The organism is Bacillus sp. ABA4_010, from assembly GCF_056159105.1.
In genome coordinates this window covers 2,099,053-2,125,469 of sequence record NZ_JBSWUN010000003.1, presented here as the reverse complement: position 1 = coordinate 2,125,469, position 26,417 = coordinate 2,099,053, and the positions used below count along the sequence as shown (strand labels likewise).

Below are 26,417 nucleotides of genomic sequence, written 5' to 3'. Positions count from 1 at the left end.
GTCTATATCATATCAAGATGCGTTATTTTCCAATGCTCATTCTTAATAAGCTCTTCTAAATTTTCTTTATCTCTTTTTTTAAAGGAATCAATAATTTGTTTATGTTGTTCATTCATTTGTTCTAACACGGTAAAAAGTTTTTCTTCGTCTTTACTCAAATAAATTTGTCTAACGAAACTGTTTTGCAAGGAGTTAAGAAGGTCTATTAATGTATCGTTCTTACATTTATGTAGATATACTTTGTGGAATTCATTTTGGTATTGTTGATAATCGGAATAATTTTTTTGTGAAATGGCTAGGTCAATTTGTGTTGCTAACTTTTCCATTTGCTCAATATCATCTTCTGTAATATGTGCGATAGATAATGTAGCTGCTAAGGCATCCAGCACACCAACAATTTGAAAAACATCAAGCTTCTTCTTCGTATCGATTTCTTTGACGATAAACCCCTTTCGAGGAAAATATTCAAGTAAATTTTCCGAAGCTAATTGGATTAATGCTTCCCTGACAGGGGTTCTACTTACTTCTAATTTTTCGCTTAATGCGACTTCGTTTATCTTATGATTGGGAAGTAAGGTTCCATTTTGAATTTCTTGAGCTATATGATTATATACATGATCTTTTAATGAGTGATAACGCTTTCTCACAGTATCTCCCTCCCCCTAATTTAAAAGCTATGTTATCTAATATACAATATACAATATACAATATGAAAAATCTTGTATTTTCATAGTAACAGAGCCCTTTGGCTTCTTCAATATCTCTTCTATTGATTAAATAAAAATGCACGTTTTACGCGAAATAAATGGTTGAAAAAGTAAAAAGTTCAGTATATGATGTTTGTAGTACAAATATATTTCTGACAATTCAGTATATTATACAATATACAATATATTTATTAAAGTTTGAATCGAAATTTGAGGTGTGAGAGATGGATGAGAAAATGTTAAGGTCTGTACAAGATGGTACAAAAGCTGTATGGGCAGGAGAAAAAGAATCTCTTGCTTACAATGCAACCCAAGTCCCAGTAGTACTTAGTGTAGCCTACAACTATGATGATGTAGATGAATGGCAGGAAGTAGCCATGGGAAACAAACCTGGGCATATTTATAATCGTATGACCAATCCAACTGTTGAAGCGCTGGAAGAGAAAGTAAGAATCCTAGAGGGAGCGGAGGCAGCTGTTGGTTTCTCATCTGGAATGGCTGCGATTAGCAGCACGCTATATACGTTTTTAAGGCCTGGGGATCGAGTAGTATCTGTTAAAGATACCTATGGAGGAACGAATAAAATCTTTACTGAATTTTTACCAAATATCGATGTAGATGTACAGTTATGTAACACAGGAAATCATGAAGAAATGGAAGCCGAAGTAGCTAAAGGATGCAAGGTGTTGTATCTAGAATCTCCTACTAATCCTACCATGAAAATTACGGATATTGAGAGAATGGTGAGAGCTGGAAAGTCAGTAGGGGCATTGGTGATTATAGACAATACATTTGCTACCCCAATTAATCAAAATCCGATTCCATTAGGAGTTGATATTGTAATTCATAGTGCTACTAAATTTTTAAGCGGACATGCCGACGCATTAGGTGGCATAGTATGTGGGTCGAAAGAGCTGATGAAGCAAGTTTATCACTATCGAGAAATTAACGGAGCAACGATGGACCCTTGGTCAGCCTACCTTATTTTAAGAGGGATGAAAACGTTAAAAATTCGTGTGCGTCAGCAGGAAAAGAGTGCAATGGAAATCGCAAAGTATTTGCAAAAACAAAAACTTGTAGAAGCGGTGTATTATCCCGGATTAGAAACACATCCACATCATGACATCGCAAAGAGACAGATGAGAGGTTTTGGTGGAATATTAAGTTTTGTATTGAAAGATGAAATGGAAGCCATCAAAATTTTATTGCCAAAGTTACAATACGCAAACAGAGCTGGAAATCTTGGAGCTGTTGAAACGATATATGGTCCTGCAAGAACGACTAGTCATGTGGAGTGTACACTTGAAGAACGAAAAGCTCTTGGAATCTCGGAAGGTTTGGTCCGTATCTCTGTAGGAATTGAAGATACAGAAGATCTTATTTCTGATTTAGAACAAGCTTTTGCTCATTTGGAATCACAACTACCAGTGACAGGTAGTGGTAGGTAAAGGGCTTAATATTGTAAAAACTCTTATATGAATCAATTTCATATTTTAAAGCCTTTGTCGCCCAAGGCTTTTAAGAACTTAAAAAAGGAGTACCTCCCTAAATTCTTGTATACTGTTTAGTAACCACACTAAAACAACACAAGAATGGAAGGTGACTCCCTATGTCTATTATACGACAAGGAAGCCTGTTTGGCATGCAGGATTTATATGAATTAGAACCAACAAAACGATTTGAAGCCATTTTTTCGACACTGAATATAGAGCCATTATTATTTGCCGTGTCTAAAAAGACGGTGTACGGCGCTCCTACTGAATTAAATTATCCAGCGATGATCTACGCCCTCGTTGCTCGTATTGTGGAACGAATTCCCACCATCAAAGATCTCGTCAAACGGTTACGAAACGATTTTATGTTCCACCTTGAATGTGGGTTTCTTTTTTCTGATCGTATCCCTTCTGAGGCTTCTTTTTCTCGGTTCACTCAAAAGTTAAGCGAATCGAAGGCACTAGAAACGGTTCAAGAAACCGTTCTTCTTCAGGCCATTCAAGAAGGGTTTATTGACGATGATGTGGTCTCGTTTGATGCGACACATTTCGAGTCTCGAGACCGGGCTACGCCACAAGAAAAGAAGCCAAAGACCGAACCAAAAAAGCGTGGCCGTAAACCGAAGGCTGAACAAGAAGCCTATCAACAAGAAAAACAAGAGCGAGATGATCAAAAAACTATTTACGAGAAAACGATAGAAGATCAACTATATGTCAGTCTTGAAACCCTACGGACAGATGTACCTTTACACCCAAACTGGGGGATCAAGAAAAATAGTGAAGGAAAGAACGCCTTTTGGTTTGGATTCAAAGCCCATTTGGCGGTTGGATCCAAGAGCCAATATATTCTTCAATCTCTCATGTCATCGGCCAGTTTGAATGATGGAAAAGCCGCGATTCCTCTGTTAAAGGGTCTTCAAAAACGGCTTTCTTCGTTGACCGTTCAGTACGGAGTATTCGATGCAGGCTATGATTACGAAGCGATTTATACGCAGCTTCATCGTATGAAAGCCAAAGCCATTATTGCTTATAATAAGCGAAACGAAGGAGAACCCCTTGGTTTTGATGAACATTTCGCGCCCACTTGCGTACGAGAACACTCGTATCGCTATGATAGTTTTGATGAGAAGTATCAGACTCTGAAATATACGCAGCCAAACGAATGTAAAACCTGTCCGTTAGCTCACGATTCCCTTTGTCAAAAGGTCTATAAAATCAAGATGGAGACAGATATTCGGAAATATAGCGCCCCAGGCCGTGGGTCAGAAGCTTGGAAGAAGCTTTACCATCAGAGGAGTGCCGTTGAACGAGTGAACGCCTATTTAAAAGAATTCTTTCAATTGAAAAACGTCCGATATCGATCTGGAAAACGAGCAAAAGTTCATTTCGATCTGGTAACGCTTGTTTATAATGCCTCGAAATTGGCCGTAGATCGAATCAATCGACAAATGAAAGAAATGAGTCAAGCCGCTTAGCATTAAAAAAAGAAACGACTAAAATTCTGTCCTTCCAACTAAGGAAAAGAAACTATTATGAAATTGATTCATATAAAAAGCGTTGAAAGTAATTTGACCGATGGAACGAAGGAACGGGTTTTCAGGAATAGGAATTAGACAATTTAAGTCCCAAAGTAATTTAAATGAGTAGAAGATGCACAATAAACGCCTCGCTTATGAATGAAGCGAGGCGTTTTGTATAATATACTTACACTTTAAACTATGGTATTAAAAAAGGAGTCGTCACATGTTAGCGAAAATTAGAAAAGTGAAATTTGAACCAGAGTACAAGAATCCGATTTACAAAGTGTTCCTAGATTGCCCAGGAGACAATCAATTATTTGTTAAGTTCGATTATACATATTCAATGAAAAGATACATTCCTTTAAATGTCGAATATAATGGTGCCGACAAAGGAGCCAAGCTTGCCTGGTATACAAAAGAAGTAGAAAACATGACAGTTGAAGCGTTCTTAGAGGAAATTGGACGGAAGATCAATAAGAAGTATAACTTTCAGATAGAAAAGTAACGTACGGTAAAGAATGCGATAGTACTTAGTGACAACCGTTTCAAAAGAGCAACTGGGACTTAAACACAACATTTTTTTCAGTTGTGTTAATGATTCAAGCAAATAATGTCGTGTACATGCAATGCGTAAAAGTGTATTTATACAAACGTCATTATTAAATATCCATAATATTCATCGTATGCTTTTTGAATATTATGGATAATTATTTATACTTGGTTTACTATGTACAGTAATTTTAGTTTAAATGAACAGGAGGATAGAAATGACATCTATAAAGCCACTCGAACAAAGTCAAACGATGGGGATCGTTGTTTTAAATGCGGCGGGGGATATTTTATCGATTGATTCTTTCTCGAAATTTGTACTATCTTTATATAACAAATCGGACGATTACCGGAAAATCGATAAGATAATATCGAAATTACGTGATGAAGGTACGTTCAAAACAGAAATGAAGGTGTTTGATCATGAGAAAGAGCGGATTTTCACGATTGAACAGCACCAAATGGATAGCACTACGAGACATTCTATCATTCTTTTTCAAGAAATAAGTGAATGGAAGCAGCTGAGGAGAGAGAATCATTTATTAAAGACCGTGCTCGATGATATTAATGTAGGGATACAAATTACGGATGAAAAGAATCAAATTATTTTTTATAACAAAGCCTGTGAAACGATCGAAGGAATCAACCGTGAAGAGTATCTTGGAAAAATGATGACGGATATGTACCAATTTACAGATCAAACAAAACAAAAAGGTTATCATAGCATTGTAAAAAAGACGGGGAAGCCTGTCAAAGATATATACAACCAATATGAATCAATCGAAGGGAAGAAGTTTGATGTGATTACAAGTGTCGTCCCTTATAAAGAAGAGGGAAAGACAGTAGCTGTGTATTCAATTCTTCGGGACATTACGATGATTAAAAAATTTATGGATGAAAATACCGAATTAAGAAAGCGTTTACTCTCGGATGAACTAAACGAGAAGAACGGGACGCAATACACTTTTAATACAATCATCGGGAACAATGAAGCGCTAAACACTACCATTCTATCAGCAAAAAAGATCGCAAAAAACCATTCTAATGTATTGATTCTCGGTGAAACAGGTACAGGAAAGGAACTTTTTTCGCAAAGTATTCATAATGAAAGCAAGTTTTTAGAAGGACCATTTGTGGCGATTAACTGTGCAGCCATTCCAGATACGTTACTAGAAAGTGTCCTTTTTGGCACTGTGAAAGGGGCCTTTACAGGGGCGATTGATTCTCAAGGGGTGTTTGAGCAAGCGGAGAACGGGACATTATTTCTAGATGAAATCAATTCTATGAGCATTCATTTACAGGCTAAATTATTACGAGTCTTGCAAGAAAAAGCAGTACGGAGAATAGGGGACAAAGTACAGCGGCAAGTGCGGTGCAGAATTATTAGTTCGATAAATGAGGAGCCAGTGGAAGCTATCAAAAATAAACGATTGCGAGAAGATCTTTATTATCGATTAGGTGCGGTTACATTATCCATCCCTCCGTTAAGAGAAAGGATGGATGATATGTCTATGCTTATCGATTTTTTTATAAAGAAATACAATGAGGAATTTGGCCATTCTATTGAGGGCATTTCGAATGAATTATTGTCCATCTTCATGGACTATAAATGGCCTGGGAATGTAAGGGAACTAGAACATGCCGTAGAGAGTGCCATGAATTTAGTAGATTCAGACGATAAAATGATTGAGCAGCACCATTTGCCAATCTATTTACAGAAGAAATTTTTAGTGCCGGCTACGAAAACGAAACGTATTGTAAACTACTCAAAAAATTTAGCGGATATATTGGATGATGTAGAGAAACAAGTGATTCTGGAAAAACTTCAGAGAAATGAAGGGAATATAACAAAGACAGCAAAAGAACTCGGGATATTCAGACAAGCATTGCAGTATCGGATAAAAAAATATGGTTTAAATGACTTTGTATAAAGGGGCAATATGAGTAGGCGTGCATTATCAGATTGCACCTTTAAGTGTGCTGTTAAGACAAGAGATGCAATGCTAGATTGCCTCTCTCTTTTTAATAAACTAGCTTAGTTAAAAAAGTATGGAGCTATTTAATAGGGTTTTACGTTAAAAAATAAATCTCTTCTTTTTTGGCACGAAAATTGCCTGTTAATAATTATGAAAATTCAAATAATTATAAGTGGAAAAGCGTGGACAAAAACGTACACGCACTAAAGGGGAGGTTTCAATGATGAAAATTGGATTTATTGGACTTGGTAATGTAGGGATGGGACTTGCGAATAATTTAGTGCGGGCAGGATATGAAATGACGGTAACAGATCTTGATCGCTCAAAGGCAGACGGGTTGTTGCGTTTAGGGGCTGTATGGGCGGAGTCGCCGGCTGAAATGGCGGTGAGTTGTGATGTGCTTATTACGTGTCTTCCTTCTTCTGAAGCAGTTCGTGCAGTTTTAACAGGAGAGATGGGGGCATTTACAACACTTTCACCTGGCGCTGTTTGGATTGAGATGAGTACAAACATTGGAGATGAAATTATCCGTCTTTCAGAAATAGCGATGAAACAGGGGGTTGAAACGCTTGAAGCACCGGTGACTGGTGGAGTTCACCTCGTGAAATCTGGTGAGGTGACCATTTTAGGAGGGGGCAAGCAAGAAATTTATGACCGTGTGAAGCCTTTATTAGAAGTCATGGGTGGGGAGGTTTTATATATTGGAGAACTTGGAAAGGGAACGGCAATCAAGCTCATTACTAATATGCTTGCTTTTATTCATTTAGTAGGTGTTGGGGAGGCGCTCATGATTGCGAAAAAGTCAGGCATTGATCTTGGAGTAGCATTTGAAGCCATTCGACTAAGTTCTGGCAACAGCTTCGTTCATGAAACCGAATCTCAAGTGATTCTTAATGGCAGCTATAACATTGGATTTACAATGGACCTTGTTCAAAAAGATATTGGTTTTGTGTTGGAGAATGCAAAGGAACTCGGTGTTCCTGTTCGACTCGCAAAGCTTGTGGCGGATATTTTTGAAGAAGGAAAAAACAAGTACGGCGGTTCAGCACAGTCGCCGCAAATTGTGAAACTTCTTGAAGATGAAGTAGGAGAAGAGCTTCGTGCAGATGGGTTTCCGGCAGAATTAACAGCAGAGCTGACAACTAATTAAAACGTTTTGATTAAAAATAGAAGAAGAGAGAGTTTTCAAACAAAATGGATGTAAATGGTAATGGAGGAATTAATCACTTTCATTTTGGAAGCGGTTACGGCGGTTGTGGATTGCTTAAGGAATGTGATGTGAAAATACAATATCACCCCCTTTTCCAATTAAAGGGGGTTCGAGGAGGAGAGGTTTTTGCGAGGGATTAGGCCGATTGTGTTTTTTGCCCCAGTGATTATTCTTCTTGCTGCAGTGGTGATAAGTTTTCTAGATCAAGCGGCATTTCAAGCGGTAATGGAAAAAATCAACACATGGATTATGAACAATTTAGCTTGGATTTTAAGTGTCTCATCGGTCGTTTTCGTTGGCACTTGTGCATGGGCTTATTTTTCGCCATTAGGCCATGTGAAGATAGGAGGAGCGGATGCAGAACCGCTTTTATCAAAGAAAAACTGGTTTTCTATTACTCTTTGCACAACCATTGCGGTAGGTCTTCTTTTTTGGGGAGCAGCTGAGCCGATGTTCCATGTTTATGAGCCACCTCCTTCTCTTGGTATAGAAGCAGGAAGCGCAGAAGCAAAAACATTTGCTTTTGCGACCCTTTTTATGCACTGGTCATTCACACCTTACGCCATTTATGCGGTCCCTTCATTGGCGTTTGCGTTGGCGTTTTACAATCGAAAAGCCAACTATTCAATTGGTGGAATGTTATCACCGTTGTTTGGGAAATACGTTCAAGGAATTGGCGGGCAGATTATTGATGCGGTTGCTTTGTTAGCATTAATTGCTGGGATGTCATCTGGATTAGGGCAAGGCCTTCTTTCCTTATCTGGCGGTTTACAGAGGGTGGCTGGCATTCCTGCTTCTCCAACTGTTCTGGCTATCATTTGCCTTCTCATTGTAGCGACTGTTGTTATTTCAGCTGTTAGCGGTTTAATGAAGGGAATTAGAATCCTTTCTGATTTTAACTTTAAAATATTATTAGCTTTAGGGGCGTTTGTATTAATTGTAGGTCCAACTAATTACATTTTATCAGCAAGTGTAGATGGTCTTGGGTCCTATTTTGGGAATTTCCTTCATCAAAGCTTGAATACAGGTGTCATTTTTAAAGATTCATGGCCTCAGTGGTGGACTAATTTTTATTGGGCTCAGTGGCTTGCATGGGCACCCATTACAGCACTATTTCTTGGGAAGATATCACGAGGTTATACCGTTCGGCAATTTATGATGACTGTATTAATTTTCCCATCACTCTTTGCGATTTTATGGATGGGCATATTTGGAGGCAGCACCATCTTTTTTGATGAAGCGAGTGGTGGCGCCTTTAGATCGTCACTTGAACAAAATGGGGCGGAAAGTGTGATTTATATGCTGTTTGATGCACTGCCTCTTAGTCAATTATTAATTCCTATCTTTATTTTTATTGCCTTCATCTCATACGTCACAGCAGCAGATTCTAATACGGAAGCTATTGCGTCAATATGTCGCGGCTTAAATGCTGATGATTTAAGCAATGAAAATCATATTGGCATCAAAATCTTTTTTGGGAGTTTAATGGGGATCGTTTCGTGGTCGATGACCGCCTATGCAGGCATTAACGGTGTAAAAATGCTTGCTAATCTTGGGGCATTGCCAGGGTTAATTATCGTACTTGGGGCAACCGGCGTGCTTTGGAAATTAGGAGCTTCGATGAATCGTTCAACTATTTATAAAGAAAACAATCAACCCGTGCAAACATCTCTTCAAGAAGAACCGATAAACGTGCCTTCATAAGGGGTCAACAAGTTCCATTTATAACATGATGAGTTTGATCAATATGATAATAGCAATAAATCATAGAAAGCATTAATGGGAGGGTTAGTCATGAAAAAAATGTACATTAACGGAAAGTGGATAGAAGCAAATTCCCAGCAAACACAAGAAATTATCAATCCCTATAACCAAGAAGTGATCGCCGTTGTTCCGTGCGCGGGGCGGGAAGAAACCATTGCGGCAATTCAAGCTGCTAGAACGGCATTTGATTTTGGGGAGTGGCGAAAAACGAGTGCTTCTGAAAGAGGCACACGATTATTAAAAATTGCTGATCTAATCCGAAAAAATCGCTCGGAGTTAGCGGAGCTTGAATCATTGAACACAGGAAAACCGCTCGTTGAAAGTGAGGCCGATGCAGATGGGGTTGCCGATGCGTTTCAATATTATGGCGGTTTAGTCGATAAAGAAGCTGGTATTATGATTGATTCACCGATTCCTGATTCAATAAGTCGAGTTGTACGTGAACCGGTAGGGGTATGTGGTTTAATTACACCGTGGAATTATCCGATGCTGCAGGCATCATGGAAGCTTGCGCCAGCGTTGGCGACCGGAAATACGATGGTAATTAAACCGAGCGAAATCACACCGTTAACGACTATCAAGCTAGTCGAAATTTTTGAGGAAGCAGGCATTCCAGCTGGAGTGGTGAACTTAGTGCTTGGTCCTGGTTCTGTTGTTGGTCAAGAATTAGCGGAAAATCGTGATGTTGATTTAATCTCCTTTACAGGGGGTGGAACAGCAGGTCGTCATGTTATGAAGGCAGCATCGAACAATTTTAAGAAAATCTCGCTTGAATTAGGTGGGAAAAACCCCAATATCGTATTTGCTGATGCCAATTTTGAAACAGCGGTAGACTATGCTTTAAACGCTGTATTCTTTCATGCAGGACAGGTATGTTCTTCAGGAGCCAGATTACTGGTTGAAGAATCCATTCATGATCAGTTTGTCGAAGCCGTTGCAGAACGTACGAAAAACATTCGTCTTGGCAGCGGTTTTCATGAAAAAACGCAAATGGGTCCGCTAATTTCGAATGAACACTTGCAGAATGTTGAGGCCTATATTCAAAAAGGCATAGAAGAAGGCGCAAAACTGATTGTAGGAGGAAAACGTCCAACAGCCCCTGAACTGCAAAAAGGCTTTTTTATTGAACCAACTATTTTTATCAATTGCCATTCAAAGATGCAAATTTCACAAGAAGAATCGTTTGGTCCTGTTTTAACGGTTGAAACATTTCAAACAGAAGAAGAAGCCGTGCAACTTGCCAATGACAGTGATTATGGTTTAGCTGGTGCTGTATGGACAGAAGATATGAATAAGGCAGAACGTATGGTTAAACAAATGCGCATGGGGACAGTATGGATTAATGATTATCATCCAACCCTTACACAAGCACCTTGGGGTGGATATAAACAATCAGGAATCGGACGGGAGCTTGGCCATCATGGTATAGAAGAGTACACAGAAGTCAAGCACATCTATACCAATATAAATCCGAAACCACTTCGCTGGTTTTAAATCTCTATATAAACGAAAGTGGTGTTGAATCATTCAGTGAAATGTGTATAAATAATTTATTTCCTGTTTTATATACATGGATTAAGAGAGTTGAACTGAAAGAAGTTGCCCTCCTTTTTTTAGGAGTGGCAGCTTTCTTTCGGTTTTGTAGAGTTGGTTCAAGTGTTCAGTCTTTTAGTTACGTTTATCTTTTTCGGACATTAATCTTGAAATGACTTCCTCGATGAAGATAAAGAAAACGGTTCGTGTTTTTTCAAAGGGTAATAGCTGGTCACTCTGAGCAGATTTTGTTAAGTAAAATATATTGTCAACTTCTAAAGAGAAAGAATGGTTATACTCTTCTAACACTAGCAATATTTCAGCTCCACAAGACTTTATGGTGCTAAAAAGGGGATCAAAAGAAGTGAATTTTCCGGTTACTGAAAAAACAATAAACAATGTTTCTTCATCAACTAAATGTTGAGCGTACGTATCACTTTGGGTTGTAAAAATACTTTTTTCGGATACGAGAGCGAGTTTATAAGCGAAATATTCTGCACAAATAAAAGATGGACCGAGTCCAAATAAAACAATTCGGTTGTATTTTTCTAAAACCGCTAAAAATTGTTCTACTAAAGATGAGTCGAAATGTTCAATATAGTTTTTTAACCTTTCGAGTTCACTAGATATGCTTTGATTTTCAGAGGATAGTGGCTGTCCATCCAAAAATTGTTTATATTGTTTAAAATTATTAAAGCCCAGTTTTCGTACAAATTTCGATATTTTAGAAGGGGATACATGACAATATTCAGCAGCCTCTAGTATTTTAAGGTTGTCATTTGATTTAATGATTTCAGACAGTGTGTTATGGATAGAAAGCTCCAACTCATTTAAATTATTTAAATTAATATTTATCATATTGCTCTCCTCTCTCTATATAAATCGATCTAGAAAATTTGAGATGACCAAAGAGCGGTCATGCTGAAGTTTCTAGACCTAAGCGGCTTTGGTGCTATCCGCTTAGATGAACCTTAAGGGGAAAAGTTTGAACCATTAGTTATTCGTTTAGTATTCAATTAATCAGTCAATGTATTTATCCTTTAGAGAAGGAGAAATCACTGAAAGTATAGCATGTTTATGACGTCTTGGAAATGAAATGGAAGGAAAATTTTCCGTTTATATATAAAAAAACTTTAAAATTAGAAAATTTTCAGAAAAATGATTGCGTTTACAATGATTTGTAGTAAAATAAGGTTAACGAACATCAGATTGGAAGGGGGTATAAAAATGAATCCTGAAACAATGGACATTCAAGATTTTTCCCTCAATTTTTTTAGCTTAAAGGGAAAAGTCGCTATTATTACAGGAGGAAATTCAGGATTGGGACAAGGGTTTACGCTAGCACTTGCAAAAGCAGGAGCAGATATTTTTGTAGTCAGTATGGCAGATGACAACGATGAAACGAAAAAGATGATTGAAGCCGAAGGGGTTAAATATCATCTTATGCTGACAGATATGACGAAAGATGGAGCATGTAAGCAAATTGCAGAAGAATGCATAAGTGTTTATGGAAAAATTGATATTCTCATTAATAACGCAGGTATCTGTATAAATGAACCAGATGTAACGAAGTTTACAAGAGTTCAATGGGATAAAATGATTTCGATTAATTTAACGGCATGCTTCGAGTTAGCGCATGAAACAGCTAAGTACATGATTGCGCAAAATAGTGGGAAAATTATAAATATTTGCTCTTTATTCTCGTATCTTGGTGGACAATGGTCACCAGCATATGCGGCAAGCAAGCACGGTCTCGCTGGTTTTACAAAAGCGTATTGTGATGAGTTAGCGCAATTTAATATACAAGTTAACGGCATTGCACCTGGATATTTTGCTACGGTGCTAACAACAGATACAAGAGCGAATCCTGAAGCGAATCAACGTGTTTTAAATCATATTCCAGCAAATCGATGGGGGTCTATTTTAGACTTAATGGGAACAGCCGTATTTTTAGCTTCAGAAGCTTCCAATTATGTAAACGGTACCATATTAAATGTTGATGGTGGATACTTAGTGCGATAGTGAAAACTAAATTGTTCATAAAAGGAGAGAGGATGTTATGGCAAAAGAACAGTTAATCGAAGGAAAAGCAAATAGCATGACGAAAGAACAGTTATTAGAAGAATTGCAGTCTATTATTTCAATAGAGCAAATCAATACAGATTCTGAAGCACTTTATGATGCAGCGGCAGATCGTTATAAAAAATATGCAAAAGCGAAAAAAGTTTTGGATAATCCAATCCCTATGGCCATTGTATATCCACATTCAGCAGAAGAGGTGAAGTCACTTCTCATGTTTTGTAATGAGCATGATATCAATGTTATTCCGAGAAGTGGAAAAACAGCGACTGAAGGGGGTCTTGATAGCTGGAAAGAACGCACTTTAGTTATCGATGGATCTAAAATGAACAAAATCATGAAGATAGATACGTATAATATGCAAGCAACGGTACAAGCGGGGGTAAAACTCCAATCATTAGAAGATGAGTTGCGTAAACTTGGCTACACAACAGGTCACTCTCCGCAGTCAAAACCAGTTGCACAATATGGCGGATTATTAGCTACTAGGAGCATCGGGCAATTTTCAACTTTATATGGGGCAATTGAAGATATGGTGGTAGGGCTTGAGTGCGTTTTTCCGAACGGACATATTGCTAAAATCAAAAACGTTCCAAGAAGAGCTGGCGGACCAGATATTAGGCATATTGTCATTGGGAATGAAGGGACCTTATGCTACATCACAGAGGTGACAGTGAAAATATTTAAGTACTACCCTGAAAATCATGTTTTTCATGGCTATTTAATTAAAGATATGGATACAGGGATCAAAATCTTAAGAGAAGTTATTGCAAATGGTTTTAGACCATCTGTGGCCCGTGTGTATTCGGAAGAAGATGCTAGACAACATTTTTCACATTTTTATAAAAATCAATGTGTGTTAATTTTTATGTCAGAAGGACCGAAAAGTATTGTTAATGCAACGGTAGAGGCAATTGAAGAAGCGGTGTCTAAATTCCAAGAAGGAGTAACGGAAAAAGTAGAAGACCATTTAATAGAAAGTTGGTTTAATCATTTAAACTGGACACAGCAAGACATTGATAATGAATTTCAAAGAATGATTGATCATAATAAGCATGATGGCTTTACGACAGAGATATCAGCCGATTGGGAAAATGTTATTAAAATTTATCATAATGTTATGAAAAGAGTCAGAGAAGAGTTTGATCGAATCGAAGACGTAACAATGCTTGGCGGGCACTCCTCTCATAGTTATATTAATGGAACAAATATGTACTTTGTATACAACTATGAAATTAATTGTGATCCGGAAGATGAAATGAGAATTTATCACCATCCGATTCACTCCATTATTATTGAAGAAACGTTAAAACTTGGAGGTTCGATGTGTCATCATCACGGGATCGGCAAATACCGTACAGAGTGGACACAAGAAGAACACGGCTCTGCTTACTATATGTTAGAAAAATTAAAAGAAGCTTTTGACCCTAATGGTATTATGAATTTCGGGACAATTTTCCCTCAAGAAGAAGGGATGAAGTTGATAAAAGGGTCAGATAAGAGGTGACTTGATGAGCAAGTATGTAATGGGAATCGATAATGGTTCGCAAAGTACGAAAGTAGCCATTTATGACTTAGAAGGAAATGAAGTAGCTTTCGGTTCACATCAATTACGAGAGACCTTATCTCCAAAACCAGGTGTCGTGCTACATCCTGATGATGATTTATGGGATAGTGTGTATAAAGGAATGAAAAATTGTCTAGCCAATTTTACCGGCAACCGTAAAGATATTATTGGAATTGGCTTATGTGCAATTAGATGTTGTCGTGCTTTATTAAAAGAAGATGGCCATCTAGCTTATCCTGTGATAAGCTGGATGGATTCTCGACTTTCTCAACCGTATGAACATGTCGATGATGAAGTGAAGTATGTAACGGCAACTTCCGGTTATTTAGGGTTTAGGTTAACAGGTGAGTTGAAGGATACGGCTTCCAACTATGAAGTTTACTGGCCATTAGACCGTGAAACGTTAGACTGGTCTAATGATGAGGAAGTTATGAAAGCAAATGGATTGAAAAGAGACATGTTATTTGATCTTGTAAAGCCAGGCGAGAAGGTCGGTACGCTGCGACAAGAGTTAGCTGATGAGTTCGGGTTTCAACATGATATACCAGTCGTCGCAACGGCAAATGATAAAGCTGTCGAGGTCTTAGGTTCCGGTGTGAAGGACGAAGGAACTGTTATGATTTCACTTGGTACACTCATTTCGTCGATGTTATTCAAAAGTGAGTATTTCGAAAATGCTGTGAGCTTCTTTCCTACTCTTGCGTGTATTCCACATAAATATGTGTATGAATCTAGCCCAATCAGGCGCGGGATGTGGACGGTTAGTTGGTTTAAAAAGCTGATTGGTGAGGAACTGGTGACAGAAGCGAAAAAATTAGGTATATCAGAAGAAGATTATTTAAATATGAAAGCACAAGAGGTTCCAATTGGCAGTGACGGTTTGATTACAGCGCTGGACTGGTTGCCTACACCAGCTACACCGTATCGTAAAGGAATAATGATAGGCTTTGACCAACGCCATACAAAATACCATATTTACCGCTCGATTTTGGAAGCGATTTCATTTGAGATTAAAAATAATACGGATGAGATGTTAAAGGAAATCGGGGTTCTATTAAAAGAGTTAGTCGTAATAGGTGGCGGCTCGAAAAGCGATTTGCTGATGCAAATGATTGCGGATCTTTTTGGAGTGCCGGTGCATAGACGGAAAGGAAGCAGCGGTGCCTGTCTAGGAGCGGCTATATGTGTATGCTATCATCTATCTATTTACAAAGATTTTTATGAAGCGGCAAATAAAATGGTTAAAACTGAACGAACGTTTAGTCCAAACGTAAAACATCATCAATTTTACAATGAAATCAATGAGACGGTTGTTAAAAATTTACGAAAACATACAGATGAAATTTTGAAGCTTACGTACCCCATTTTTAACTGAAAAAGGATTGTAGTTCATAAAAAATCTAGTGAAAGTACGCTATACAAATTCAGAAAATTAAGAAAAAAGGGGAGAGATTAATGAAAAATTTAAAACCATTAGTATTTTGGCCGCCTTTTCTTTTATTAATTGGTGCTGCAGTATTAAGTTTCGTGAATAGGGAAGCTTTTACAAGCATGGCGACAGGAGCCAATGATTGGATTATCGCAAACATTGGCTGGCTGTTTAGTTTAGCAGGACTTATTTTAGTGGCGGTATGTATTGGGATATATTTCTCTCCTTTTGGAAATGTGAGAATTGGAGGTGAGGATGCCAAGCCGTTATTAAACATTTGGAATTGGTTTGCTATTACGTTATGTACGACGATTGCGGCAGGGGTTACATTCTGGGGGATTGTTGAGCCAATCTATCATTTATCATCACCGCCTGCCTCATTAGGAATAGAACCAAATAGTTCAGAAGCCGCTATATTTGCAATGTCTACGATGTATCTCCATTGGACTATAACTCCTTATGCCATTTACTGTATACCTGGTTTGATGTTTGCATTTGCTTATTACAATATGAGAAAGCCTTTTAGTTTAAGTTCCACTCTATCACCGTTATTTGGTGATAAGATTATGAATAAATGGGGTCAGACCATTGATGCGATTTGTTTATATACGCTTGTATTAGGTATGGCAGCTTCAATGGGGACAGGGATATTAAATCTTTCGGGTGGTATTAACTTTCTGTCAGGTATGAAAAGCAGTCCTTTTTTATGGGCTCTCATAACGATTGCGATTGTGGGGACATTTGTCATTTCCGCTTCAAGTGGACTGATGAAAGGCATTCGTATTCTTTCTGATATTAATATGAAAGTTTTTATCGTCATTGCGGTTTTCTTATTCCTTGTAGGTCCTAGTGCGTATTTGCTGAACTTAGGTACAGAATCAGCAGGTCATTTTATTACCGGATTTTTTACAAAAAGTTTATTTACTGGTGCTGCTGCAGGAGATCAGTGGCCACAATGGTGGACAACATTTTATTGGGCAAACTGGTTTGCATGGGCACCTGTTGCTGCTTTGTTCCTCGGTCGCATTGCCTACGGTCATACCGTCAAAACATTTATTCTTGTTAATTTAGGTGGTCCAGCCATATTTGGAGCGATATGGATGACGATATTTGGTGGAAGCGCGATTCATATGGAGATGAATGGAGCGGGTCTAGCGGATTTGATGGCACAAAGCGGACCGGAAGCCGTCGTATATGCCGTTTTTTCAGCGCTTCCTTTTGCTAAGATAGTCATCCCATTCTATTTATTTATTGTATTCATTTCAATTGTCACGGCCGCTGACTCTAACATGTCGGCAATGGGGTCGATTAGTTCTACAGGAATTACACCAGAAAGTCCAGAACCAGGAATCGTTATTAAAGCGGTATGGGGGATTACGGTAGGTGTTGTCGGCTGGATTATGATCAGTTTTGCAAAAATTGATGGAATTAAAATGCTTTCTAATCTTGGCGGTTTACCAGCCATGTTGCTGGAACTGATTATTGTTGCTGCCTTAATAAAAGTTGCCAAATCTCCATCATTATTTACAACAGTTGAGAATGTTAAGAAAAAGGGTGGGCTAGACTCTTCCCATTATCATGATGATAAAGAGATTAGTAATCACACACAAAAAGATATGCCATTTTAATCAGTTTATACACTTCTTTCAGCCGAGTAATTGGAAGCCTTTCCTATTACTCGGCTTATTGTATTACTAAAGAAGGAAATGATGTTATTTCTAAAAATTTTCATTCGTAAAACGTTAATACATACTAACTATATCCCCTACTTAATAACGCGGCATAGCTTCATTTGATTCAAGAACATTTCCAGAGTCCTCAAAGGTTCATCTATGTGGATGACGCCAACCTTGTAAGGGGGGTGACAACCGCTTTCGTCATGTCGAATTTGTTAGATTGGGTCATATAAAGTGGATATCTCTGTAATAAATGGTTGATTCATGTTAAAATGGTAATGTTTTCATTATGTGTAGGGGGAGAGAAGATGAAGAAATTTAGCTTAATTGCAGCCGCTTTTGCCGTGTCCTTAAACTTGATGCTTCCAAACTCTGGAAATGTCCAAGCTGCTGCTAGTTTCAAAGATGTGCCAAACGATTATTGGGCGAAAAAAGAGATAGATTACCTTGTGGACAAAGCCGTTATTACTGGTTATAAAGACGGTAATTTTAAGCCGAATAACCATGTAACGAACGCACAAGTTGCGACAATGTTGGTCAAAGTGCTTCAATTAAACACAATTGACCGTCCCAATCCTCAATTGACGGATGTCCCAGTAACACATCATGCGTACAAAGAAATTGCTGCCGTCATAGACGAAGGGATTTTCCCAAAAAGCGAATCATTCAATCCGGAGCTTCCGATTACAAGGGAAGCGATGGCGAGGGCATTAACTAATGCGTTTAAGCTGGAAGGAATGGATCGTTCCAACTATGTCGATGTATCTGCATCTTACTGGGCTTATCCGTATATTATGAAAGTATCTGGAAACAGTATCGCAACAGGCTATCTGGACGGAACTTTCCGACCGAAGAGTACGGTGACGCGCGCTCAATTTTCCGTGTTTATCGCCCGCGCTGCCGAGACGAATTTCCGACCAATTAAAAAACAGTTCGATATTCCAAGTACGTACACACCTTTCCTTTATGAAAAAGCGGATTTAAACAATGACGGTCAACTCGAAATTATTCGATTAGTGCAGGCAGAAGCAAGCAACGAATCATCGGTTGAAAACATATATGTTCTTGTGGAAGATTTAGTGAATCAAAAGTATTATAAAACCGATTTTGATGCCTCGTTCTATGAACAAACGAAACTACAAGTTTATGACTTTAATCAAGACCAAAGAAAAGATCTTTTCCTAACAAGCCCGGGTAAGGAAAGTGGGACGATGTACTCGTGGTTCTTTCAACTTGCAGATAATGAGTTGAGCAGTTTTCATTTACCGCAAGATGAGCCTAATTACATGACAAGATTTTCCGATGATTATCAGGCACATATCGCAAACATCGAAACAGGAAAAATATTTACAATCGACTTAAATGATCGAAAGAAAGAATATGAAGAAATGGGTTTATATACAGCTGGGAAACCTTCAGGTACTTCCGTGCCCGCTGTTCAGCCGTTTAATGCGATAACTGCCGTTGATGTGAATAATGACGGAAAGCTTGAACTAAAAACGGTTCAAACTTTTCATGGAGTTTCTAAAACGGACAAACTGGCATCAGCTGAAGCGGTATGGACATGGCAAGACGGCAAATGGACAATTGTCGATATGGTCGTGACGAAACTTGAAAAAACAGGCGACATCATACCTGACCCAGAACTAGAACCATCCTCGGCTGAGCCAAAAGTTGACGTGCCGGCAGAAGAGACGCAAGGTGAAGGGCAAGGATAAAATTCATTAAAACAAGCCATCCACTGAATTGCGGATGGCTTATTTATCGTATCGGACCTTACCATCCGCAAATTCAGGGGAATGGCTCATATGCCTAGATGTTTTTGTTATATAAAGGAGAGATGCCCCTTTTTAGGTAATTATTGTATGATAGATAGTAGACAAGGGGGGAGCGCCGATGAAAAAGCAGAAACCCATTTATGTGAAAACAGATATCCGAACATCAATGGAAGCCATTTGGGAGCATACGCAAAATCCGGATTTGCATACAGAGTGGGATGTCCGGTTTACGGAGATTTCTTATTTGGAGCGGGAGGAAGGCGAGCCGCAGCGTTTTTTGTATAAAACAAAGATTGGATTTGGGCTTGAAATAGCAGGTAAAGGGGAAACAATCGGGGAAAGTGAAAAAGAGACCGGCGACCGGATTTCTTCTTTGAAATTTTGGACAGACAACCCGCTTTCGCTTATTCGAGTTGGAAGAGGGTATTGGAAATACTCCTTGCAAGACGATGGAGTTCGGTTTGAAACGCAATATGATTATGAAACGAATTTTGGAACGGTCGGCAAAGTCATCGATGCCTATATGTTCCGTCCAATGTTAGGGTGGGCAACCGCCTGGAGCTTTAGTGCACTGAAAGGCTGGCTTGAAAAAGGACATCACCCACGGTTGACGCTTCAAAAGACACTCGTGTACTGGGTTGTATGTGTGTTGCTTGGCTTTGTCTGGCTGTATCAAGGGCTTGTTCCAAAAGTGTTGACGATTCATCCAGAAGAAGTCGCAATGTTGTCTGCTTTAGTTGAGTTGCCGATGACACCCGAGCGTGCTATTCAACTTATTGGCTTTATGGAAATGTTGTTTGGTGTTGTGTGGCTCCTTCCATTTTTGAAACGAAAGCTATTTCTCGGACATATCGGTCTTATAATGATCTTGACGCTGTCGGCATGGATCGCCAATCCCGCAAGTATGGTCCATCCGTTCAATCCGATGGCCTTAAATGGTGCACTTCTATTAGTTTCCTTCATCGGATACATCGTCAGTGCAGATTTGCCGACAGCGAGGCATTGCGAGCGAAGCAGAAAGGGGTAAAAAGGTTGCAGTCAATTTATCGAAGAGTGCTTGGAGATGCCTATGAATTATTGCATCCAAAACTTCAAGAACGCTATAACATAACAGAGCAAAAAAGCTTTTCAGGTACAGGAGTCATGGAAGAAATTGCAGGTGGAGCGGTGTGGCTTCGTCCATTTTTCCGATTTGGCGCAAAACGCCGGTTATTTTTCCCGGAGCGTGGGCGAAACATTCCGTTCACGATTGATAATAAAGGATTCATAAACGAAGAAGGGCAAATGGTAGTAGCATGGAATCGAACCTTTTCTTTCGGTAAGAAGCGTCGTTTTTTCGATGCAGTCATGTATTTAGATGAAGAGCATTATGAAATCGTCGATTATTTTGGAAGACCACCGCTGCTCATTTCGACGCTTTCGTTTCATGTAGACAGTAAAGGAAGAATGAATATCACCTCAAAAAAACAATGGCTGTACTTGTTTCAACGCCGCATTCCTTTGTCGAAATGGCTTTACGGTGAAGCGAAGATTGTAGAAGAGTTTGACGAGAAAGAAAAGTGCTTTCGGGTGAAGGTTAACGTACGAAACCGATTGGTAGGCACTCTTTTTTCATATACAGGAACGTTTAGTGAAATGGAATGTGATAAAGCATGAACCGAAATTTGATTATTGGACTTCTTTTATATGGATTGTATGTAGTGAGCGAATGGCGCGAATTTCATATTGTGGAGGCACTTGTATTATTATCGATTCTTTTGTTCGTGCCCATGGTGCTCGCATTGCTTGATACAAGCAGAAGAGATGGAACGATGTTGCCGCTTGCGAAATGGGTGCTCCGGCTGTATCCGTATGCCGCATTTAGTGCTGTTCTTGCTTTTTTTTCAGACATGGCTGTATTTGCGGCGATTTGGTTCATGTATACGGGAATCATCACGTTATTTGGCTTGAGCCGTTTGTTGGAGAGAGGACGAAAGCCGCTTACGGAATGTTCCATTGATAGCGGTCTTCTTTATTTAAGTTTAGGTGGATTTTGGTTTTTTGCCTATGTAGCGGAGATTCAAGTCATGCATTTTACAAGTTTGATCGTTTTATTGACAGCGGTTCACTTTCATTATTCGGCCTTCATTCTCCCGATTTTGGCGGGGTTTTTAGGACGAAAGCGTTCAAAAGTCCAAAAAGCTTATGGGATCGTCATGCTTATCATGATAATATCACCGATGACGATTGCGGTCGGCATTACGTACTCACGGGTTATTGAGTTTTGGGCGGTGCTTTTTTACATGGCGGCCCTTTATATGTATAGCTTTTTCGTGTTTCGGACAACTTTTCAGAAGAAGTGGGCTAAAATTTTAGTTTCTGTTTCAGCGGTTACTTTGCTTGTGACGATTTCTTTTTCCCTCATTTACGCATACGGAAGAGTACGGGAAAGTGTGACAATTACAATTGATGAGATGATTCTCATTCATGGGGTTGTAAATGTGTTTGGTGTCGTCTTGCCGGCACTGATCGGGTGGATGATGGAAGGGACAAAGTCTTCTGTCTATCCGTTCTACGGAAGGCCAATGAGTCGGGTGTTTGGCAGTTGGACAATTGGGTCTGAATTTTTGCGGCGCAAGTCGTTCATTAGTTCTCATCTTTATAGCGGACTTGTGAATGAGATAGGCGAGTTCTCGTCAGATGTTTTTCATGAAAAGAAGTTGGCTCCTTCTATTAAAGATTTTTATGAACAGACAACGACCTATCAGCTTCAAGCCTACATCCGCTGGTCAGTCTGGTTTCGTCCATTTGCCTTCGTGTATCAGCATATAAGCCGACGCATCGGTCAAATTCATTTATCGATGGGAGGAAGGTGGGAACGGATGGACGGAGAAGTGATCGGCGTAACATCCGAAGTGGATGGAAGAGAAGAGGTGAGGGCATGGGTGCGGAAAAATGAGGAGGGAGACACCATCTTTGTCGCGTTGTACTCAAAACATGACCATCAAGGTGAAACGTATATGAATATTGCCTTGCCGTTGCCCTTTGCGAATATGACGGGAATTTTGAAGCCGTATCATGAGGGACGAGGACTTATTTTAACGAGTGTGCCTAGAAAAGAAGGAGAAGGGGATGAAGGAATTTATTTACATACCCCTTTTTTCACAGTACGTTTGCCGCTGGCAGAGACGTTTTTTATTAAAGAAGAAGAGCAAGGAGGGCTAACAGCACATCATCAAATGTGGATATTTGGTCTGAAATTCCTTGAAATTGATTACCAAATGGAAAAGGATGTATAAGAAGTAGCATAATAGATGCAAAAAAGGGTTAGTAACCTTAAAAGGTGAAGTGTTGTTCCTGCCATATGCACTATTCACTGTAATGGTATTTCATCAAAGAGAATAAAAATGAAGCCGCATTCCTATGAAGGGAGCGGCTTTTTATGTCGAAAGGAGGATAGACGAAAAAAGCATGTATGCCTATTGGAATAATTTGAAAAAACTTTATTTTTTCCCCCATAAAACATCCCAATAGAGCGAAATATTATAAAGGTTTCCAGAGTGTTCCCGCATGCGGGGCAATGGAAACGTTCAATACAACAACTAGACATAGAAAAAGATGAAGCAATAGTGGGGGTCCATGAACATGAACAAATTAATGACATTTGAAAATCCAAACAAAATCGGATTAACGAGAGAAGAGTATCGAGACATTTTGCAGCAATTAAAAAAACAGAATCAACAAGTGAAAATCGTAAAAATTCTTCATGTCACAACGCAATGGGTAAAAGGGAAGCTTCGAAAGGTCGTGGTCGCAGCGGTAATTCTTGCTAACGGTCTATTCGCATCGCAAGCCTTTGCCTGCGATGAATATACAATTCAAGCGGGAGATACGTGGAGTAAGCTCTCGGTACGTACTGGCTTTACCGTTGACTACTTACAACAAATTAATGGGAAGAAAACCGACTTTTTAAAAACGGGTGAGACCGTCATTTTACCGAATATGGACGAATATATGGCAGATATTGCGGAACACGGAGTAGCGAATACGTCTATTTTACATAATCCTTCCTCGCTTTTTGCAGAAAACGGGTTGAAAGTTGAATCGAAAAAAGAAAGTGTCCAAACGGTGGTGGCATCTGAACAAATTCATGTCGTTCAAAAAGGTGATAACTTGTGGAAAATCGCCAGAAACTACAAGACGACGATCGAGCTCTTGATGAAAGAAAATCATCTTAACTCGACGGTGTTACAGCCAGGTCAAATGATTGTCATCCCAAATTCGACTCAAAGCACGAAGCCGACAGAACAGACTAGCCATTCGTCAAGCCTTCATCACCTCGAACAAATCTATACGGTTCAAAAAGGAGACAACTTGTGGCGAATCGCAAGAGCGCATCAAACAACGGTGGAAGCCATTATGAAAGATAATGCTTTGTCATCCACGAAGCTTAAAATTAATCAAAAACTCGTGATTAACCATCAAAACATTAAAACAGTGGAAGCGCGCATGAATGACATCGGTGACCCGACGACCATTTATTTAACGAACAAAGAAGGAAAAGAATTAATCCTACAGATTCCGTACGGACAAGAAAGTGAATTTCAGCTGTTGCGAGGTAAAACTATAACAGTAACATATGTTGAACATAACGAAGGTGTAGGGAAACTTGTACAATATCAACGATTGTGATGCTTCTCAATTGGATGAAGATGTGTCCAATGATTAAATCGCACCTATATAGAGGAGGCCGTTGAGAAAAATTTCTCGGCAGCCTCTTTTATTTGCTTTAAGATGTCTCGTGTTATGAGCGAATGACTCGAATATGACATTTGTCATGTCTTGTACATGACGGGTGCTACTGCACAGCTGTTTTTGCTTTCTTTATAATAGGTTTTAGCAAATAAAGAAAGGAAACATACAAATGGAAAAACAAACGGTAAAACATTTGAGAAAACAAGTAGCTCCTTATGAAAAATCGCAAACATGGGACAGTATAAGGCAGCTGCTGAATACGGTCGGTCCTTTTATATTATTATGGTTTCTTGCTTATCAAAGTTTGTCAATTTCGTATGCGCTTACGTTGGCGTTAAGCGTGGTCGCTGCTGGATTTTTAACGCGAATTTTTATCATTTTTCATGATTGCTGCCACCATTCTTTCTTTAAAAATCGACAGGCTAATAAAATTATCGGAACGATCACAGGTGTATTGACGATGTTCCCATACAGCCAATGGCAGCACAGCCATTCTGTTCACCATGCGACAAGCGGAAATTTGGATAAGCGCGGAACGGGAGATTTGTGGATGCTTACCATTGACGAGTATAAGGCTGCTTCGTTTTGGACGCGTTTGTCCTATCGTTTATATCGCAACCCAATTGTCATGTTTGGGATAGGTCCAATTTATGTGTTTTTAATTACGAACCGATTCAACCGTAAAGGGGCAAGATGGAAAGAACGAATTAACACGTATATTACGAACGTTTCGATTGCTGTTGTTGTCGGATTGCTGTGCTGGGCAGTCGGCTGGCAAGCGTTTTTATTAGTGCACGGCCCCATTTTTTGGATAGCTGGTTCAATCGGCGTGTGGCTGTTCTATGTTCAGCATACATTTGAAGATTCTTACTTTGAAGAAGATGAGACGTGGGAATATGTGAAAGCCGCAGTAGAAGGGAGCTCGTACTACAAGCTTCCGAAATCTTTACAATGGCTGACAGGCAACATCGGCTTTCACCATGTTCACCATTTAAGCCCAAGAGTGCCTAACTATAAATTAGAAGAGGTGCACAACAACACACCTCCATTACAAAACGTTCCAACCATTACACTCGCTACAAGTTTGGCATCGCTGCGTTTCCGTCTATGGGATGAAGAACGGAAAAAGTTTGTGACGTTTAAAGACATTAAGTCTTAACAGAAAGAAGCGTTAGCGGTACAAGAGCGGCCCGATAATGGTAAAATAAAAAGGAAATGAAAGAGCTCCTTGTTTTGATGAAAAAGTGAGCGTGGAAAAAAGAGGGTTTGTTTATGTTGAAACGATTGCTGACATTTCAGGGGAATACAGGGATTTCCCCTTACATTTGGACCATTCTTTGCATTTTGCCGTTTTACTTCATTTTTCAATCGGCATCCACAATCAAAATTGTGGTCGGCTCGCTGCTGACCGTTTTGTTCTTTATTTTGTATCGTATCGCCTTTATTTCGAAAGGCTGGCTCGTTTATTTATGGACGTTCCTGCTGATCGGTATTTCCATTACATCAACGAATCTGTTTAGTTATGTGTATTTTGCCTTCTTTCTCGCTCATTTCATTGGCAACATTCAAGATCGAGTGGCGTTCATGACATTGTATTTTGTCCATTTAATTAGCACGTCGATTTCTATTAATTACGGCATCGTGCTTCAACAACAGCTGTTTTTAAAACAATTGCCATTTATCATTATTATTTGGATTAGCGTCATTTTGTTGCCATTCAGTATTCGCAGTCGGAAAGAGCGCGGACAGTTAGAAGAAAAGCTAGAGGATGCGAATAAGCGAATTGCTGAACTCGTCAAACTGGAGGAGCGTCAGCGAATTGCGCGTGATCTTCATGATACATTAGGGCAAAAGCTGTCTCTTATTGGGTTAAAAAGCGACTTGGCTCGGAAATTAATTACGAAAGACCCTGACCAAGCCCGTTCTGAACTAAAAGACGTTCAACAAACGGCCCGAACAGCATTGAACGAAGTCCGAAAAATGGTGTCATCCATGCGAGGCATTAGACTCAAAGAAGAAATGGTTCGCGTCAAACAAATTTTACAAGCAGCCGGCATTGAGTTCGTGAATAAAGGGGAATTTACACTAACAAACGTGTCCCTTTTAACGGAAAACATTTTAAGTATGTGCTTAAAGGAAGCTGTGAATAATGTTGTGAAACATAGCGGGGCATCCACATGTTCGATTTCAGTCGAGCAAACGCGCGATGAAACGATTCTCACAGTCCAGGATAACGGCTCGTTTCCTTTTTCTGAAGATTGTTTCGCAAGAGGAAATGGACTCATCGGCATGAAAGAGCGCCTTGAGTTTGTGAATGGGAGTCTTGACATTATGACGAAGGACGGAACGGCACTCATCATTAAAGTACCGAATGACGTGAAACAGACAGATTAGGAGGAACC

At 39.3% G+C, this 26,417-nt stretch carries 20 protein-coding genes; 18 read left to right on the top strand and 2 right to left on the bottom strand.

From position 1 onward, the window contains the following. Positions 1–2 precede the first annotated feature (2 nt). Positions 3–647, bottom strand: a complete 645-nt coding sequence (locus tag ACXAEO_RS11850) for a GntR family transcriptional regulator (RefSeq protein WP_474881151.1) — start codon at positions 645–647, stop codon at positions 3–5. 284 nt (positions 648–931) lie between these two features. On the opposite strand from ACXAEO_RS11850, the gene ACXAEO_RS11845 reads away from it, so the two are divergent. From ACXAEO_RS11845 to betB, 7 genes are all read left to right on the top strand, one after another. Continuing rightward, the gene (locus ACXAEO_RS11845) at positions 932–2,155 is read left to right on the top strand and encodes a cystathionine gamma-synthase family protein (RefSeq protein ID WP_474881149.1); all 1,224 of its coding nucleotides are present in this window, start codon (positions 932–934) and stop codon (positions 2,153–2,155) included. Positions 2,156–2,316: 161 nt separating this feature from the next. Further along, complete coding sequence (locus ACXAEO_RS11840; RefSeq protein WP_474880048.1) at positions 2,317–3,675, top strand: transposase; 1,359 nt, start codon at positions 2,317–2,319, stop codon at positions 3,673–3,675. Between the two features lie 268 nt (positions 3,676–3,943). Then, complete coding sequence (locus ACXAEO_RS11835) at positions 3,944–4,225, top strand: hypothetical protein (RefSeq protein WP_474881147.1); 282 nt, start codon at positions 3,944–3,946, stop codon at positions 4,223–4,225. A gap of 262 nt (positions 4,226–4,487) precedes the next feature. Continuing rightward, the gene (locus ACXAEO_RS11830; protein WP_474881145.1) at positions 4,488–6,200 is read left to right on the top strand and encodes a sigma-54 interaction domain-containing protein; all 1,713 of its coding nucleotides are present in this window, start codon (positions 4,488–4,490) and stop codon (positions 6,198–6,200) included. Positions 6,201–6,417: 217 nt separating this feature from the next. Further along, positions 6,418–7,395, top strand: coding sequence for an NAD(P)-dependent oxidoreductase (locus ACXAEO_RS11825; protein ID WP_474881141.1), 978 nt, complete (start codon positions 6,418–6,420; stop codon positions 7,393–7,395). A gap of 186 nt (positions 7,396–7,581) precedes the next feature. Then, positions 7,582–9,159 carry a BCCT family transporter gene (locus ACXAEO_RS11820; protein ID WP_474881139.1) on the top strand — a complete coding sequence of 526 codons (1,578 nt, stop codon included), beginning with the start codon at positions 7,582–7,584 and terminating at the stop codon, positions 9,157–9,159. 90 nt (positions 9,160–9,249) lie between these two features. Then, entirely contained in the window at positions 9,250–10,713 is a 1,464-nt protein-coding gene (betB, locus tag ACXAEO_RS11815) for a betaine-aldehyde dehydrogenase (RefSeq protein WP_474881138.1), read from the top strand. Between the two features lie 174 nt (positions 10,714–10,887). Here betB and ACXAEO_RS11810 read toward each other — a convergent pair whose 3' ends face one another. Further along, positions 10,888–11,610, bottom strand: coding sequence for a MurR/RpiR family transcriptional regulator (locus tag ACXAEO_RS11810; protein WP_474881136.1), 723 nt, complete (start codon positions 11,608–11,610; stop codon positions 10,888–10,890). A gap of 384 nt (positions 11,611–11,994) precedes the next feature. On the opposite strand from ACXAEO_RS11810, the gene ACXAEO_RS11805 reads away from it, so the two are divergent. The 11 genes from ACXAEO_RS11805 (at position 11,995) to ACXAEO_RS11755 (ending at position 26,409) form a co-directional block, all read left to right on the top strand. Beyond that, the gene (locus ACXAEO_RS11805; protein ID WP_474884120.1) at positions 11,995–12,774 is read left to right on the top strand and encodes an SDR family NAD(P)-dependent oxidoreductase; all 780 of its coding nucleotides are present in this window, start codon (positions 11,995–11,997) and stop codon (positions 12,772–12,774) included. A 37-nt stretch (positions 12,775–12,811) separates the two neighbouring features. Next, positions 12,812–14,338: an FAD-binding oxidoreductase gene (locus ACXAEO_RS11800; protein WP_474881134.1), complete on the top strand. Its 1,527-nt coding sequence runs from the start codon at positions 12,812–12,814 to the stop codon at positions 14,336–14,338. 4 nt (positions 14,339–14,342) lie between these two features. After that, positions 14,343–15,773, top strand: coding sequence for an FGGY-family carbohydrate kinase (locus ACXAEO_RS11795; RefSeq protein ID WP_474881131.1), 1,431 nt, complete (start codon positions 14,343–14,345; stop codon positions 15,771–15,773). Positions 15,774–15,853: 80 nt separating this feature from the next. Then, positions 15,854–17,455 (top strand): BCCT family transporter, encoded by a 1,602-nt coding sequence (locus tag ACXAEO_RS11790; RefSeq protein WP_474881129.1) that lies wholly within the window; start codon positions 15,854–15,856, stop codon positions 17,453–17,455. 356 nt (positions 17,456–17,811) lie between these two features. Continuing rightward, the gene (locus ACXAEO_RS11785) at positions 17,812–19,221 is read left to right on the top strand and encodes an S-layer homology domain-containing protein (protein WP_474881127.1); all 1,410 of its coding nucleotides are present in this window, start codon (positions 17,812–17,814) and stop codon (positions 19,219–19,221) included. Between the two features lie 178 nt (positions 19,222–19,399). Then, positions 19,400–20,308, top strand: coding sequence for a DoxX-like family protein (locus ACXAEO_RS11780; RefSeq protein ID WP_474881125.1), 909 nt, complete (start codon positions 19,400–19,402; stop codon positions 20,306–20,308). Positions 20,309–20,313: 5 nt separating this feature from the next. Next, positions 20,314–20,937 carry a DUF4166 domain-containing protein gene (locus tag ACXAEO_RS11775; protein WP_474881123.1) on the top strand — a complete coding sequence of 208 codons (624 nt, stop codon included), beginning with the start codon at positions 20,314–20,316 and terminating at the stop codon, positions 20,935–20,937. Next, on the top strand, positions 20,934–22,559 hold the full coding sequence (locus ACXAEO_RS11770) for a YndJ family protein (protein ID WP_474881121.1): 1,626 nt from the start codon (positions 20,934–20,936) through the stop codon (positions 22,557–22,559). Before ACXAEO_RS11775 ends, ACXAEO_RS11770 begins: the two co-directional genes overlap by 4 nt. 346 nt (positions 22,560–22,905) lie before the next feature. Further along, positions 22,906–23,952, top strand: a complete 1,047-nt coding sequence (locus ACXAEO_RS11765) for a LysM peptidoglycan-binding domain-containing protein (RefSeq protein ID WP_474881119.1) — start codon at positions 22,906–22,908, stop codon at positions 23,950–23,952. A 232-nt stretch (positions 23,953–24,184) separates the two neighbouring features. After that, positions 24,185–25,174, top strand: a complete 990-nt coding sequence (gene desA / locus ACXAEO_RS11760; RefSeq protein WP_474881117.1) for a Delta(5) desaturase DesA — start codon at positions 24,185–24,187, stop codon at positions 25,172–25,174. 113 nt (positions 25,175–25,287) lie between these two features. Then, complete coding sequence (locus ACXAEO_RS11755; protein WP_474881115.1) at positions 25,288–26,409, top strand: sensor histidine kinase; 1,122 nt, start codon at positions 25,288–25,290, stop codon at positions 26,407–26,409. Positions 26,410–26,417 lie beyond the last annotated feature (8 nt).

Bases quoted from the DNA above. Each gene is read 5' to 3' on its own strand.
- ACXAEO_RS11800 (WP_474881134.1), top strand. From the start codon at position 12,812: ATGGCAAAAGAACAGTTAATCGAAGGAAAAGCAAATAGCATGACGAAA.
- desA (WP_474881117.1), top strand. From the start codon at position 24,185: ATGGAAAAACAAACGGTAAAACATTTGAGAAAACAAGTAGCTCCTTAT.
- ACXAEO_RS11770 (WP_474881121.1), top strand. From the start codon at position 20,934: ATGAACCGAAATTTGATTATTGGACTTCTTTTATATGGATTGTATGTA.
- ACXAEO_RS11785 (WP_474881127.1), top strand. From the start codon at position 17,812: ATGAAGAAATTTAGCTTAATTGCAGCCGCTTTTGCCGTGTCCTTAAAC.
- ACXAEO_RS11805 (WP_474884120.1), top strand. From the start codon at position 11,995: ATGGACATTCAAGATTTTTCCCTCAATTTTTTTAGCTTAAAGGGAAAA.
- ACXAEO_RS11795 (WP_474881131.1), top strand. From the start codon at position 14,343: ATGAGCAAGTATGTAATGGGAATCGATAATGGTTCGCAAAGTACGAAA.
- ACXAEO_RS11765 (WP_474881119.1), top strand. From the start codon at position 22,906: ATGAACAAATTAATGACATTTGAAAATCCAAACAAAATCGGATTAACG.
- ACXAEO_RS11755 (WP_474881115.1), top strand. From the start codon at position 25,288: ATGTTGAAACGATTGCTGACATTTCAGGGGAATACAGGGATTTCCCCT.
- ACXAEO_RS11790 (WP_474881129.1), top strand. From the start codon at position 15,854: ATGAAAAATTTAAAACCATTAGTATTTTGGCCGCCTTTTCTTTTATTA.
- ACXAEO_RS11840 (WP_474880048.1), top strand. From the start codon at position 2,317: ATGTCTATTATACGACAAGGAAGCCTGTTTGGCATGCAGGATTTATAT.
- ACXAEO_RS11845 (WP_474881149.1), top strand. From the start codon at position 932: ATGGATGAGAAAATGTTAAGGTCTGTACAAGATGGTACAAAAGCTGTA.
- betB (WP_474881138.1), top strand. From the start codon at position 9,250: ATGAAAAAAATGTACATTAACGGAAAGTGGATAGAAGCAAATTCCCAG.
- ACXAEO_RS11835 (WP_474881147.1), top strand. From the start codon at position 3,944: ATGTTAGCGAAAATTAGAAAAGTGAAATTTGAACCAGAGTACAAGAAT.
- ACXAEO_RS11780 (WP_474881125.1), top strand. From the start codon at position 19,400: ATGAAAAAGCAGAAACCCATTTATGTGAAAACAGATATCCGAACATCA.
- ACXAEO_RS11810 (WP_474881136.1), bottom strand. From the start codon at position 11,610: ATGATAAATATTAATTTAAATAATTTAAATGAGTTGGAGCTTTCTATC.
- ACXAEO_RS11830 (WP_474881145.1), top strand. From the start codon at position 4,488: ATGACATCTATAAAGCCACTCGAACAAAGTCAAACGATGGGGATCGTT.